We start from the raw sequence: 14,590 nt of genomic DNA, 5'->3' as shown, positions 1-14,590 counted from the left end.
AGTGGCTATTCATGCTCATTAATTAGGATGTGAATGTGACAAACAAATCACTCGCAGAAGCAGAGTACAACCAGTTTAGGTTGTTTTTAGAACAACACAGCGGCATTGTACTTGGTGAAAATAAACAGTATTTAGTACGCAGTCGCTTAGCACCTTTAATGGGTAAGTATAATTTACCTTCTTTGTCTGAAGTCGTTAAATGTTCAATGAAACCGACTGAAAGACAAATGCGTGCTGAAGTCATTGACGCCATGACAACCAACGAAACCTTATGGTTTCGTGATAAATATCCTTTCGACTTACTGACTAATACCTTATTGCCCGAATATTCAAAGTTAGGCCGCCCATTACGTATTTGGTCTGCCGCTTGTTCCTCTGGGCAAGAGCCTTATTCATTAGCAATGACTGCGTTAGAGTATCAACAACGTAAACCGGGGGCGTTACCTGGTGGTGTGGCTATACAAGCCACTGACTTATCTCCGTCAATGCTTGAACGCTGTAAAAATGCTGAGTATGACGGTTTAGCGTTGGCACGTGGTTTATCTGCAGAGAGAAAGCGTCAGTTTTTTGATGCTTTGCCCAATGGCAATATGAAAATAAAGGATAATGTAAAACGCTTAGTGAATTTTAGAGCCCATAATTTACTTGAAAGCTATACCTTATTAGGCAAATACGACATTATTTTTTGTCGTAACGTGTTGATTTATTTTTCACCAGAGGCAAAAGCCAAAATATTGCGGCAATTCGCTGCCGCTTTAAACCCAAAAGGCATTTTATTTTTGGGGGCATCAGAGTCTATTGCGGGGTTAACCACTGAATTTGATATGGTGCGTTGTAACCCAGGTATTTACTACCAAAAGAAAACCTAATTTTTACGTCAATCTTGTGGCGCTAACCAGTTAGCGCTATCACCACTCTTTTAATTTACCTCGCTGATTTTCAAGCCTTTACAGGTTATACCTTCATTACAGATACAGTTTGTTTTATGGCAGGTTCAGTCGTAAAAGCCTTAATTTACAGGGCTTAAATAATCTTGTTACTTCTTGATAAACCCTCATGGTTGTTGAGCCATTTATGAAGCATGGCTGCGTCTTTGTATATTTCAATCTAATATTTTTAATAGTGGCATATACCTTGCTTTATTCTTGTCAGTGAGCTGAAGGAGGCAATTTTATGGCGATTAATTTTGATAACGCGTTGGGCGTACACCAATACACTTTAGGTGTAAGGGCTAAACGTGCTGAAGTGCTGTCGAGTAATATAGCTAATGCAAATACGCCAGGCTTTAAGGCCCGCGATGTCGATTTTGCCTCCGCTATGCAAGCCGCCACTTCTCGCCAACAAGGGCTATCGATGACTAAAAGCCACGAGAAACATTTCGATTTAACGGCGCTTAGTCAGCAACATGTGAAATTTAGAGTCGTAAATCAGCCTGATACCGGCGACGGTAATACGGTTGATATGCAGCAAGAACAGTCTGCTTTTATGCAAAACTCGTTGGAATATCAGATGTCTTTAGGGTTTCTTGAAAGTAAGTTCTCTGGAATGCGTAAAGCATTACGAGGTGATTAATTATGAGCCTATTTAATATTTTTAATGTGTCTGGTTCAGGCATGTCAGCACAATCGGTTAGGTTGAATACCACCGCCAGTAATATTGCTAATGCTGAGTCCGTGTCCAGCAGTATTGACCAAACTTATCGTGCAAGGCACCCGATTTTTGAAGCTGAAATGGCTAGGGCACAAGGGCAACAGTCTGGTTCTCACCGAGTTAATGTCAGCGGTATTGTAGAAAGTGATAAACCGCTTATCAAAGAGTTTGCTCCTAATCACCCTATGGCAGATGGTGATGGCTTTATTTATAAGCCGAACGTTAATGTGATGGAAGAAATGGCCAATATGATCTCGGCATCTCGCTCTTATCAAATGAATGTTCAGGTGGCTGATGCAACAAAATCTATGTTGCAACAAACACTTAGAATGGGTAAATAACATGATTACCTTAGGAGGTAAGTTGTGAGCCTCGTTAATCCATACAGTAGTCAATCTTTGCCTCAAATGGCATCGACGTCTAACTCAGCCACTTCTTCGACAAGTACTGTACAGACAAATACGACTTCATCGACATCAACTGGTAACCCGTTTTTAGACGGTATTCGATTACCGGAAGAAAGTAATATTCCTGAAGCAAATGATCAAATGCTCAAGCAGGAAGACTTTTTTGCCCTGTTAAGCCAACAGTTGTCGATGCAAGACCCTTTTAAACCGGTTGATAATGATCAGATGATTGCTCAAATGGCGTCGTTCTCAACTGTAGATGGTATTGCTAATCTTAATGACGAAATTCTTAATCTAAACAGTGTGATGAGCTCAAGCCAAGCCTTGCAAGCATCCAGTTTAGTGGGCAGAAAAGTTCTTATTCCGTCAGATACGGGGGCAATAGGTGCGGGTAATCCTGAAATTTCGGGTGTTGTAAGTACTCCAGAGTCAATAGATACCATTACGATTCGAATAGAAGATGAGTCAGGACAGCTAATTAAAACCTACGATATTGATGGCAGTGCAGGTGGCAATGTTGATGTGAGCTGGGACGGGCTTGATAAAAACGGTGAGCCGGTTGCTGAAGGCAATTATGCCATTAAAGCGAGCGGTAAGGTCGATGGGCAATCACAAGACTTGCCAGTATCAACCTACGCACATGTTACTAGCGTGTCTTTAGGCACGGCTGCAACCGGTGCAATTTTGAACTTACGTGGTATTGGCGGTATCAAGTTAACGGATGTGTTAGCGGTATCTGAATCTTAAATAAATTTATCAAGTGACAAATTATTGTCATTGGATACAAAAATAGTTCGAGGTGAAATATGTCTTTTAACATCGCATTAAGTGGTATCGCAGCCGCTCAGAAAGATCTCAACACAACAGCAAATAACATTGCCAACGTCAACACGATTGGTTTTAAAGAGTCACGTGCTGAATTTGCTGATGTGTATGCAAACTCAATTTTTTCTAATAGTAAAACGGCAGTGGGTGGTGGTGTGACAACCACTCAGGTGGCGCAACAGTTCCACCAAGGTAGTTTGCAATTTACCAGTAACTCGTTGGATATGGCGATTAGTGGTGGCGGGTTCTTTGTCACCTCTTCTGAAATTGGTACCCGTGATCAGTCATTTTCGCGGGCAGGTGCCTTTAAAGTAGATTCAAATAATTACATGGTTGATTCAGCAGGTAACTTCTTACAAGGTTTTCCTGTCGACAAAGACGGTAATTCTACCTCGGTAAGTTTAACGACCACTCAACCGATTAAAATTCCTGATACAGCCGGTAGCCCGGTAATGTCGAGCAATATTGGTTTGCAAATGAACTTAAATGTCGGTGAAAGTGCTTTAGACCCAGCTGCATTTGACCCAAATGATCCCGACACATTTAATAACTCCACCTCAGTGACTATTTATGATTCATTAGGTGAAGCCCATATTATGACAACTTACTTTATTAAGCCTGAAGAAGGTTCATACACAGGCGAGAGTAACTGGGTTGCTTATTATGCGGTAGACGGTAAACCCGTCAACTTAGATGGCGCAGCAGGGCAATATGATGTTGACACCACGGGTGACGGTAATCCAGATAGCACTCGAAATGTCCAAACAGCTGGCGGCTGGACAGGTGCGGTAATGAGGTTTAACGATGCTGGTGCCTATACAGGTAGTGACCCTGCGGTGATTAAAACTGAGCAGTTAGGGGTAGGTGGTGCTAACGTATTAGGCCCTGGCGCTGACGGTACTCAAGATATTACTGTTAGCTTTAATAACCCGACTCAGTATGCTTCTCCATTTGAAGTGACCGAACTTACCCAAGACGGTACTACCGTTGGTCGTTTAACCAATGTAGGTATTGGCGCTGATGGTTTAGTTACTGCAAGTTACAGTAATGGTTCAACAGTGCCATTATCACGTGTTGCGCTGGTTCGTTTTGCTAACGAACAAGGGCTAACACAAGTGGGTAACACCTCATGGAAAGAAAGTTTAGACTCAGGCCCTGCATTGGCGGGTGAGGCTAATAGTGGCACATTTGGTAGTATCCGCTCTTCGGCGTTAGAGCAGTCAAATGTAGATTTAACCACAGAATTGGTTGACCTAATTTCAGCGCAGCGTAATTTCCAAGCCAACTCTCGTACCTTAGAAGTTAACAATACTCTTAACCAAACGGTACTTCAGATCCGTTAATTATTCTTTCTATTCATTAGCTTCAAGGTGTTGCCACAACGGCAACACCTTGCCATTTTTTTCACTTCTCAGTTTGTAAATTTCATCAACGGTTATTTTTTGACACTTCAATAATATTTTATTAAAGCGCAATAAATCTTTCTTACACACAATCAGTACCTTACCTTGGGTTAAATTTGTTGGCATAACCTTTGCTTTATCTAGTTAATCTCTTTATTTGAAGAATTTTTGACGGAGCGGCAAATGGACAAATTTTTGTATGTTGCAATGACCGGCGCTAAGCAGGGTATGAATGCCTTAGCCGTTCGTGCCAACAACTTAGCCAATGCCAATACTGATGGTTTTAAATCAGATATGACTCAAGCTAGAGCCATGCAAGCTTTTGGTGAAGGTATGCCTACACGGGTGTTTTCAATGGTCGAAAGCCCAGGTACTGACTTTTCATCTGGGCCGCTAAAAACCACCGGACGCGATCTGGATATTGCCATTAAAGGTGATGGCTGGATTGCGGTACAAGCCCCCGATGGGTCAGAAGCTTATACCCGCGCAGGTCACTTAAAGTTTGATGAAACTGGTTTGTTAGTCAACGCCCGTAATACGCCCATTATGGGAGCTGCTGGCCCCATCGTATTACCGCTTCCTATTGATAAAGTTCAAATATCGCCCGACGGCATTATTTCGGTTAGACCCCAAGGAGCCACCGCTGAAGTAATAGAAGAAGTTGCCCGCATCAAATTAGTTAACCCGGGTAACGACCAAATGATGCGAGGGGAAGATGGCTTATTTCGATTGATGTCAGGGCTTCCTGCGCCAAATGACCCTACCGTTCAAGTAGAAAGTGGCGCAATTGAAGGCAGTAATGTCAATCCAGTACATGAGATGGTGGCAATGATAGACATTCAGCGCCAGTACGAAATGCAAGTCAAAATGATGAAAAATGCCGAAGAGATAGACCGCGCATCTTCATCGTTATTAAGAATTGGTTAGGAGTATTTATTATGCATCCAGCTCTGTGGATTAGTAAAACAGGTTTAGACGCTCAGCAAACTGATATTGCGGTTATTTCAAATAACGTGGCGAACGCCAGTACCATTGGCTACAAGAAAAGCCGCGCAGTATTTGAAGATTTGCTTTATCAAACCGTCAATCAAGCTGGTGGTATCAGTGCCGACAACACCAAGTTGCCCAATGGTTTGAACTTAGGTGCGGGGACTAAAGTCGTGGCAACCCAAAAAATGTTCACTCAAGGCAATATGTTAACCACCGACAACTCATTAGATTTAATGATTGAAGGCCCGGGCTTTTTTGAAGTTGAAATGCCAGACGGCACAACGGCTTATACCCGTAACGGCCAGTTTAGCCTTGATGATACCGGCCAAATAGTCACCCCAGGTTCAGGGTATGTGGTACAGCCTCCGATCACCATTCCAGAAGATGCCACTAGCATTACAGTGTCAGCCGAAGGGGAAGTGTCGGTAAAACTTGCGGGCGGCACAGAAAGCCAAACTATTGGTCAGTTAACGATGACCGATTTTATTAATCCGTCAGGGTTAGACCCACTAGGTCAAAACTTGTATACCGAAACCGGAGCAAGTGGTACGCCGATTCAAGGCACTGCGTCATTAGATGGCTTAGGTGCCATTAGACAAGGTGCGCTAGAAACCTCAAATGTGAATGTGACGGAAGAACTGGTTAACTTGATTCAAAGCCAACGTATATATGAGATGAACTCAAAAGTGATTTCTGCGGTTGATCAAATGTTGTCTTACGTGAACCAGAACCTCTAGGAGGCAATGATGAGTAAATTTCTTGTAATAGCCACGACAGCGATATTACTAGTAGGTTGTAGTTCTACTCCTAAAAAGCCGATTCCTGACGACCCATTTTATGCGCCTGTTTATCCTGAAGCGCCGCCAACACAAACGGTGGCAACAGGCTCAATTTACCTTGATTCGCAAGCGGCTAGTTTGTATTCGGATATTCGTGCCCATAAGGTGGGAGACATCATTACAGTGGTGTTAAAAGAATCGACTCAAGCCTCAAAAAGCGCCAATAACGAATTGAAAAAAGATACTGGCCTGAGTGTTGACCCTATTTATGCGGGTGGCGGCAATGTCACCATTAAAGGGGTGCCACTAGATTTACGTTACTCAGACAGCATGAACACCAAGCGTGAAGCTGATGCGGACCAATCTAATAGTTTAGATGGCAGTATTTCAGCAAACGTGATGCAAGTGCTCAGTAATGGCAACTTAGTGATCCGCGGTGAAAAATGGATATCAATTAACAATGGTGATGAATTTATTCGAGTTACCGGCATTGTAAGAAGCCAAGATATCACGCCCGATAACACCATTGAGTCAACTCGTGTGGCTAATGCACGTATTCAATACAGTGGTACAGGCACCTTTGCAGATACCCAAAAAGTTGGCTGGTTAAGCTCATTTTTCTTGGGCGAATGGTGGCCTTTCTAAGGGGACAGTTATGAATATCAAATCAATACTTATGGTGTTATTCAGCGCAAGTTTACTGATTGCCACGCCAACACAAGCACAAAGAATTAAAGATATTGCTAACGTACAAGGTGTGCGAAATAACCAACTGGTTGGTTACGGCATTGTCGTGGGGTTGCCGGGCACAGGTGAAAAAACTCGTTATACCGAACAAACCTTTAAAACCATGTTGAAGAACTTTGGTATTAATTTGCCTGATTCTGTTAGACCCAAAGTGAAAAACGTTGCCGTTGTCGCGGTACATGCTGATATGCCTGCGTTTATCAAGCCTGGGCAAACATTAGATGTCACCGTGTCGAGTATTGGTGAGGCCAAAAGTTTACGTGGCGGCACGCTTATTCAAACCTTTTTAAAAGGGGTTGATGGCAATGTATATGCCATTGCCCAAGGCAGTTTAATTGTCAGTGGTTTTAGTGCTGAAGGCTTAGACGGCTCACAAGTGATTCAAAATACGCCTACTGTGGGCAGAATCCCTGGTGGTGCTATTGTTGAACGCAGTGTTGCTTCGCCCTTTGCGAGTGGCGATCACTTAACCTTTAACTTACGCCGTGCAGATTTCTCTACAGCCAAAAGAATGGCAGATTCAATTAATGACTTACTTGGTCCAGGTATGGCCAGAGCGCTTGATGCCAGTTCAATTCAAGTGAGTGCACCTCGTGATGCTTCTCAACGGGTGTCGTTTTTAGCAACGCTTGAAAACGTAGAAGTAGAGCCTGCAGATGAGTCAGCTAAGGTTATTGTTAACTCTCGAACCGGCACTATTGTGGTTGGCCAAAACGTCAAATTATTGCCTGCAGCTGTGACTCACGGTGGGCTAACCGTCACCATTGCTGAGGCGACTCAAGTATCACAACCTAATCCACTTTCGGGCGGAGAGACTGTGGTAACCACTAACAGCACTATTGATGTGGTTGAAGAAGATAATCGCATGTTTATGTTTAACCCTGGAACCACATTAGATGAGCTAGTACGCGCGGTTAATTTAGTGGGGGCAGCGCCTTCAGACGTGTTAGCAATCTTAGAAGCATTAAAAATGGCAGGCGCTTTGCATGGTGAACTTATCATCATCTAAAAATTGTCACTTGTTTAAGCACAAGAGCAGTTAACACTGAGGCTATTATGGAAAAGTTGTCAAATTCTTCGCACTTTCTGGATCTAGGGGGACTGGATTCACTCCGTGCTCAAGCCCAGAAAGACGAGAAAGGGGCACTTAAAGAGGCGGCAAAACAGTTTGAAGGTATTTTCATTCAAATGCTAATGAAAAGCATGCGAGATGCCAATGCTGTATTCAAAGCCGATAGCCCGCTTAATAGCCAAACTACCGAGTTTTTTGAGCAAATGCGTGACCAGCAAATGTCGTTAGATTTATCTAACAAGGGCATGTTGGGTTTGGCTGAATTAATGGTGCAACAACTTTCGCCAGAAGACAGCCCAATTACACCTGCATCTGTATTGCGTGGCAATACACCACAAACTAGCAGTAGCGTTAACGTGACCGGACAGGCTGATGAAACCTCAGCCAAGCTTAATCAGCCAGTCACATCTGCTGCAACCTCAGCTTTTGTATCACCTAAAGCAATGGATGCCATTTTATCGGGTGACATTTTAGTGAGCCAAGCTCAAGGTTATAACGGCAACAATTTGCCATTGTCAGCACAAAATCCAATGGAAACTCAGGTTGTAAATGCAAACCAACCTAGTGAAGTAAGTCGCTTTAAAGACCCTCAGCATTTTATTTCAGTGCTATATCCTCATGCTGAAAAAGCGGCAAAATCATTAGGTACAACGCCAGAAGTATTGATTGCTCAGTCAGCTTTAGAAACCGGTTGGGGGCAAAAAGTCATTCGTCGCCCTGATGGCAATATGAGTAACAATTTATTCAACATTAAAGCGGATAAACGTTGGCAAGGCGATAAAACCTCAGTTAATACTCTGGAGTTTGAAAAAGGCGTGGCGGTGCAGCAGCGAGCAGATTTCAGAATGTATGACTCCTTAGAGCAAAGTTTTGAAGATTTTGTGTCGTTTATTTCACAAAACGATCGCTACCAAGATGCGCGAAGTGTTGCCAGTGAGCCAAAACAGTTTATTCATGCACTTCAAAAAGCGGGGTACGCCACTGACCCACACTATGCCAAGAAAGTGATTAACGTTATGAGTGCAGTTAAAGAAGGGCTAAAAGCAGTTTTGCCCGGGGAGTCTAAATAATGGCTATTGATTTATTAAATATTGCACGCACCGGTGTATTGGCTTCCCAGTCACAACTTGGGGTCACCAGTAATAATATCGCTAACGCCAATACTCAAGGTTATCACCGTCAGGTTGCCACTCAATCTAGTCTTGAGTCACAACGTTTAGGGAATAGCTTTTATGGCACAGGTACTTATATTTCTGATGTAAAAAGGGTTTATAACGAATTTGCCGCCCGTGAACTGCGTATTGGACAAACAAGCTTAAGCGCAGCAGAGGCCACCTATACAAAAATGAGCGAGCTGGATCAGCTTTATTCTCAAATAGGGAAAATGGTGCCAGAAGGCTTAAATGACTTTTTTGCGCAAATAAACAGCGTGGCAGATTTACCTACTGATTTGGGGATACGAGATGGCGCACTCAGTTCTGCAGAGCAACTGGCCAAAACCATTAACCAAATGCAGTCATATCTTGACAATCAAACGAAACAAACCAATAGCCAAATTGAATCTATGGCTACTCGAATAAATGAAATCAGCAAAGAGCTAGGTAACATTAACTTAGAACTGATGAAAAACGGTGGTCAAGACAGCCAATTATTAGATAAGCAAGATGCGTTAATTCAAGAGCTAAGTCAGTACTCACAAGTAAACGTGATTCCGTTAGATACCGGTGCTAAATCAATCATGTTAGGCGGCTCGGTGATGTTAGTGTCGGGTGAAGTATCAATGTCTGTTGGTGTGACTGCGGGCGATCCTTTTCCTAACGAGCCACAAATTACTGCCAATAGCGGTAGCCAGTCATTAAAAATTGATCCCACAAAATTAGGCGGGCAATTAGGTGCCCTGTTTGAGTTTCGTTCAGAAACATTAGTACCAGCAACCCAAGAGTTAGGTCAACTGGCTTTAGGTATTGCAGATGCCTTTAATGACATGCAATCACAGGGTTTCGATTTAAACGGTGAGCTGGGACAAAATATTTTTCGAGATATTAACGATCCATTAATGGCAACGGGTCGCGTGGGTGAGTATTCCACTAACACCGGTACGGCAAAGCTTAGTGTTAATATTGATGATGTGGGTGAACTCACCGGCAATGGTTATGAATTGTCATTTACCGCCCCAAGTACTTATGAATTAAAAGATATTCAAACCGGTAACGTAACCGCTATTACTCCTGATGCTTCAGGTAATTTAGTGTCACCAGAAGGGTTTACGATTAATGTAGCCAGCGGTGCGATGGCCGATGGCGATAAATTTGAAATCCGCCCGTCAGCTGGCGCATCTTCTGGGTTAACCATGATCATGACCGACCCTAAAGGTATTGCCGCTGCAGCCCCAAAAATTACGGCAGATGCCGCCAACTCAGGTGACATGAGTGTGAAAGTCAATCAAATTGACCGCACCGTTGCTGGTTTTCCGCTTACCGACGCTGAACTGACCGTGCGTGTTGATAGTGCCACTAACACCTTTGAAGTGTTTGACTCAACAGGGGCTTCTGTTGGCGGGCCAACTGCATTTACTCCTCCACAAATTAATACCGGATTCGGTTTCAGTTTTGAAATAGAAGATAGTTCAGCTGCGGGAGTCACCGACAGTTTCACTTTTGACCTGTCTTTTGCTGAGGGTGATAACACCAATGCAGTAAATATGGCTAAATTTGCTGATGCAAAATTAATGAATGGTGGCACAACCACACTCATTGGGGTATTTGAAAACACGAAATTAGACATCGGCAGCAAAACCAAATCTGCTGAAGTGGCAGTAGGATCTGCTGATGCAATTTATCAACAAGCATACAACCGTGTTCAAACTGAATCAGGGGTTAACCTAGACGAAGAAGCTGCCAACTTGATGCGATTTCAACAAGCTTATCAAGCCTCCGCACGCATTATGACCACGGCACAACAGTTATTTGACTCATTAATCAGTTCTGTTCGTTAGGAGAATTAGACTATGCGTATTTCTACCGGACAAATGTTTCATCAAAATACCACTAACATTTTGAAAAAACAGTCGGATACAAATCAAATTTTAGATCATTTATCTACGGGCAAAAAAATAAATACCGCTGGGGATGACCCTGTTGGAGCCATTGTCGCTGATAATCTGAAACAGCAAAATAATTTAGTTAATCAATATATTAAAAATGTCGATTATGCCACAAACCGTTTATCTATTGCTGAAAGTAAGTTGGGCAGTGCTGAAACTTTGGTGACAACTATGCGTGACCAATTTCTGCGCGGTGCAAACGGCAGTTTAAGCTCAGTCGAGCGGCAAATGGTTGCCGATGAAATGCGTGCTAGCCTTGACGAATTGATTTCAATAGCTAATACCAGAGATGAATCGGGTAATTATTTGTTTGCTGGTTTTAAAACTAATGAGCAGCCATTTGCCTTTGATAATAATGGCGAGGTGATGTACAGCGGAGATAGCGGAGTCAGGCAAAGCGTAGTGGCTCAAGGCATTACCGTGGGCAGTAATATACCGGGTGATTTGGCCTTTATGAATTCGCCTAATCCGTTAGGTGATTATGGTGTCAATTATTTGTCTGGCCAACAGGGCGATTTCACTCTAACAAGCGCTAAAATCACTAATCCAGCGGCACATATTGAAGATACCTACACCGTTAACTTTGTTGCTAACGGTGCCAATATTGATGTGGAAGTGTTTGATTCATCAGGCACATTAACCACGACTATCGCTAATTTTGATCCTGCAACCCCGATAAGCGTCAACGGTATTGATATTACCTTAGACGGTAACCCCACAGCTGGCGATAGTTTCACCATAGAACCACAAGAAAACATCAGTATTTTAGACAGTTTAAATCAAGCTATCGCGTTACTAGAAAGTCCTGATTCAATAAATACCCCTGACGGGAAATCAAAGTTGGCACAACTATTGAATAATATTGATAGTGGTCAAAATCAAGTCAGTATTGCTAGAGGTGTATCTGGTAACAGCTTGAAGGCGCTAGAAAGTATCAGTGTTAACCATGGTGAAGAGCAGCTTATTAATAATAGCGCTTTGTCGACGCTTGAAGATTTAGATATAGCTGAAGCGATCAGTGAGTTTGAAAAACTTCAGTTGTCTTTAAATGCAGTATCAAGTGTTTTTGGAAAAGTCGGTTCGCTTTCTTTGTTTGATTATATCTGACCAAGAAAAACGTCGTAATCGTTAAATTGTAAAATTTAGCCAAGCTCCACAGTCTTGGCAACAAAACTAGGAATGAGGAATTATTTATGGCTATTACAGTTAATACCAACGTGACTTCAATGAAAGCACAAAAGAACTTAAACATGTCTACAGGTCAATTGAACACGTCAATGGAACGTTTATCGAGTGGCTTAAGAATTAATAGTGCAAAAGATGATGCTGCAGGTCTTGCTATTTCGAACCGTTTGAATTCACAGGTACGTGGTTTAGAAGTGGGTATGCGTAACGCAAATGACGCAATTTCTATCGCGCAAATTGCAGAAGGTGCAATGCAAGAACAAACCAACATGTTACAACGTATGCGTGATTTGGCTATTCAGTCTGAAAATGGTGCTAATAGTGCAGATGACTTAGCGGCATTAAAAGCTGAAATGGATCAATTAGCCACTGAAATTACTGCAATTGGTAATAGTACTGCATTTGGTAATACTAAACTAATGACGGGTGATTTTTCGGCCGGTAAATTATTCCAAGTTGGTCACCAAGAAGGTGAAGATGTAACCGTCACCGTAAATACTAATAATGCAAGTTCATTATCTGTTGGCGCACTTACTGTACTAACCTCTGCTGGTCGTAACTCAGCGTTAGCTAAAATTGACGGTGCGATTAATAAAATTGATACTCAGCGTGCAGCTCTTGGTGCGGTTCAAAACCGTTTAAGTCATAACATTAGTAACAGTGCCAATACTCAGGCAAACGTTGCAGATGCGAAGTCACGTATTGTTGATGTGGATTTTGCAAAAGAAACTTCTGCAATGACTAAGAACCAAGTATTACAACAAACTGGTTCAGCTATGTTAGCTCAGGCTAACCAATTACCTCAGGTGGCATTGTCACTTTTAGGTTAATTTTTATTGATAATTTTCTTCAGCCTCTTTTGAGGCTGAAGTTGTTTTTAAAAAATAGTGAAGTTTTTTATATAATAGTCGGTTGTTTTTCTTGATTTTTTTATTTTTAGTTATTTTTGTTTATAAAAAAAGCAAAAAATTACTAAAGAAAAAAAATAACTTGCCGTTAAAGATATTGTAACGAGCAAGACCTGTCTGACTTGAGTAAAGCAAACAGGCATATCTCAAGTCAGTAACAAATGAGGAAGCAATCATGGCTATTACAGTAAACACTAATGTTACATCATTAAAAGCTCAGAAAAACTTAAATCATTCTAGCGGTGCGCTTGCAACTTCAATGGAGCGTTTGTCTAGTGGCTTACGCATCAACAGTGCGAAAGATGACGCTGCAGGTCTGGCCATTTCAAACCGTTTGAACTCTCAGGTTCGTGGTCTTGAAGTGGGTATGCGTAATGCAAATGATGCAATTTCGATTGCGCAAATTGCAGAAGGCGCGATGCAAGAGCAAACTAACATGCTACAACGTATGCGTGACCTAGCAATTCAATCCGAGAATGGTGCAAACAGTGCAGACGATTTAGCTGCACTTGAAGCAGAAATGGATCAGCTAGCCCTAGAAATTACCGCAATTGGTACGACAACTGCATTTGGTAATACCAAACTAATGACCGGTACTTTCTCTGCAGGAGCTAAGTTCCAAGTTGGTCATCAAGAAGGTGAAGACGTTACCATTAAAGTTAAGAAAACCGATGCAGGTACTTTATCAGTAGGTTCGTTATCAGTAGCAACATCTACTGGCCGTAATGCTGCGATTGGTAAAATTGATGCTGCAATCAAGAATATTGATTCACAACGTGCAGACTTAGGTGCGATTCAAAACCGTTTGTCACACAACATCAGCAACAGTGCCAACACGCAAGCAAACGTTGCAGATGCGAAGTCTCGAATTGTAGATGTCGATTTTGCAAAAGAAACTTCTGCAATGACTAAGAACCAAGTATTACAACAAACAGGTTCTGCCATGTTAGCTCAGGCTAACCAATTACCGCAGATTGCCTTATCATTGCTATAACCTAAATATGGTTTTCAGTGAAAAGGGAGGTTCGCTTGCGGATCTCCCTTTGTTGTCTTAAAAGGATGATTGATAAAGGCTTTGGTAATGAGTATTAATTGAGGTGAACCATGGAAATTCAAACTAATACAGCGACTCAATTTACCGCAAGGGCAGAAACAGTTAAGCAAGATTTAAACGCAAAACCTGTTAACACCAATGTGCAAAATGTTGAAAAAACAGAGCTTGAACGACCTTCATTGATTCAAGCCGTAAAACCAACAGATGAAAGTGCGAATGAAAAGGCATTAAATGAATCATCACAATCATTAGAGGTTGTAGCTAACGATTTAGCAGATATGGTTGCGTTAATGCAAAAAGGACTTAAATTTTCAGTTGATGAAGATTCAGGTAAACAAGTGATAAAAGTTCAAGATATTGAATCAGGTGATATTATAAGACAGATACCCAGTGAAGAGGCGCTCAAATTAGCCGAAAAGCTAAGTGAGGTTTCAGGTATTCTTATGAAAATAGAAGTTTAATTTGTC

At 42.1% G+C, this 14,590-nt stretch carries 16 protein-coding genes; 15 read left to right on the top strand and 1 reads right to left on the bottom strand.

Annotated elements, in window-relative coordinates:
* Positions 1-29 precede the first annotated feature (29 nt).
* From L2672_RS03190 to flgE, 5 genes are all read left to right on the top strand, one after another.
* Positions 30-869 carry a CheR family methyltransferase gene (locus tag L2672_RS03190; protein WP_248994397.1) on the top strand — a complete coding sequence of 280 codons (840 nt, stop codon included), beginning with the start codon at positions 30-32 and terminating at the stop codon, positions 867-869.
* A gap of 304 nt (positions 870-1,173) precedes the next feature.
* On the top strand, positions 1,174-1,572 hold the full coding sequence (gene flgB, locus L2672_RS03185; protein WP_248994396.1) for a flagellar basal body rod protein FlgB: 399 nt from the start codon (positions 1,174-1,176) through the stop codon (positions 1,570-1,572).
* Positions 1,573-1,574: 2 nt separating this feature from the next.
* Complete coding sequence (gene flgC, locus L2672_RS03180) at positions 1,575-1,991, top strand: flagellar basal body rod protein FlgC (protein ID WP_248994395.1); 417 nt, start codon at positions 1,575-1,577, stop codon at positions 1,989-1,991.
* Between the two features lie 24 nt (positions 1,992-2,015).
* Entirely contained in the window at positions 2,016-2,804 is a 789-nt protein-coding gene (gene flgD, locus L2672_RS03175) for a flagellar hook assembly protein FlgD (protein WP_248994394.1), read from the top strand.
* Between the two features lie 59 nt (positions 2,805-2,863).
* Positions 2,864-4,225: a flagellar hook protein FlgE gene (gene flgE, locus L2672_RS03170; RefSeq protein ID WP_248994393.1), complete on the top strand. Its 1,362-nt coding sequence runs from the start codon at positions 2,864-2,866 to the stop codon at positions 4,223-4,225.
* Positions 4,226-4,234: 9 nt separating this feature from the next.
* On the opposite strand, the gene L2672_RS03165 is transcribed toward flgE, so the two are convergent.
* Complete coding sequence (locus tag L2672_RS03165; protein WP_248994392.1) at positions 4,235-4,411, bottom strand: hypothetical protein; 177 nt, start codon at positions 4,409-4,411, stop codon at positions 4,235-4,237.
* 57 nt (positions 4,412-4,468) lie between these two features.
* Between L2672_RS03165 and flgF the strand changes: the two genes are divergently transcribed.
* The 10 genes from flgF to L2672_RS03115 all read left to right on the top strand — a co-directional run bounded on the left by flgF (position 4,469) and on the right by L2672_RS03115 (position 14,584).
* Positions 4,469-5,212: a flagellar basal-body rod protein FlgF gene (gene flgF, locus L2672_RS03160; protein ID WP_248994391.1), complete on the top strand. Its 744-nt coding sequence runs from the start codon at positions 4,469-4,471 to the stop codon at positions 5,210-5,212.
* Positions 5,213-5,223: 11 nt separating this feature from the next.
* Positions 5,224-6,012: a flagellar basal-body rod protein FlgG gene (flgG, locus tag L2672_RS03155; protein ID WP_248994390.1), complete on the top strand. Its 789-nt coding sequence runs from the start codon at positions 5,224-5,226 to the stop codon at positions 6,010-6,012.
* A 9-nt stretch (positions 6,013-6,021) separates the two neighbouring features.
* Complete coding sequence (gene flgH / locus L2672_RS03150) at positions 6,022-6,699, top strand: flagellar basal body L-ring protein FlgH (RefSeq protein WP_248994389.1); 678 nt, start codon at positions 6,022-6,024, stop codon at positions 6,697-6,699.
* Between the two features lie 31 nt (positions 6,700-6,730).
* Positions 6,731-7,810, top strand: coding sequence for a flagellar basal body P-ring protein FlgI (locus tag L2672_RS03145; RefSeq protein WP_248994733.1), 1,080 nt, complete (start codon positions 6,731-6,733; stop codon positions 7,808-7,810).
* 47 nt (positions 7,811-7,857) lie between these two features.
* Positions 7,858-8,943, top strand: a complete 1,086-nt coding sequence (flgJ, locus tag L2672_RS03140; protein ID WP_248994388.1) for a flagellar assembly peptidoglycan hydrolase FlgJ — start codon at positions 7,858-7,860, stop codon at positions 8,941-8,943.
* The gene (gene flgK, locus L2672_RS03135) at positions 8,943-10,868 is read left to right on the top strand and encodes a flagellar hook-associated protein FlgK (protein ID WP_248994387.1); all 1,926 of its coding nucleotides are present in this window, start codon (positions 8,943-8,945) and stop codon (positions 10,866-10,868) included. Before flgJ ends, flgK begins: the two co-directional genes overlap by 1 nt.
* Before the next feature lie 12 nt (positions 10,869-10,880).
* Complete coding sequence (flgL, locus tag L2672_RS03130; RefSeq protein WP_248994386.1) at positions 10,881-12,083, top strand: flagellar hook-associated protein FlgL; 1,203 nt, start codon at positions 10,881-10,883, stop codon at positions 12,081-12,083.
* An 86-nt stretch (positions 12,084-12,169) separates the two neighbouring features.
* Positions 12,170-12,991: a flagellin N-terminal helical domain-containing protein gene (locus tag L2672_RS03125; RefSeq protein WP_248994385.1), complete on the top strand. Its 822-nt coding sequence runs from the start codon at positions 12,170-12,172 to the stop codon at positions 12,989-12,991.
* Positions 12,992-13,244: 253 nt separating this feature from the next.
* On the top strand, positions 13,245-14,063 hold the full coding sequence (locus L2672_RS03120) for a flagellin N-terminal helical domain-containing protein (protein WP_248994384.1): 819 nt from the start codon (positions 13,245-13,247) through the stop codon (positions 14,061-14,063).
* 110 nt (positions 14,064-14,173) lie between these two features.
* Positions 14,174-14,584: a flagellar protein FlaG gene (locus L2672_RS03115; protein WP_248994383.1), complete on the top strand. Its 411-nt coding sequence runs from the start codon at positions 14,174-14,176 to the stop codon at positions 14,582-14,584.
* Positions 14,585-14,590 lie beyond the last annotated feature (6 nt).

It is taken from the genome of Shewanella gaetbuli, assembly GCF_023284065.1.
Lineage (GTDB): Bacteria > Pseudomonadota > Gammaproteobacteria > Enterobacterales > Shewanellaceae > Shewanella > Shewanella gaetbuli.
This window is presented reverse-complemented; position numbering and strand designations above follow the sequence as displayed.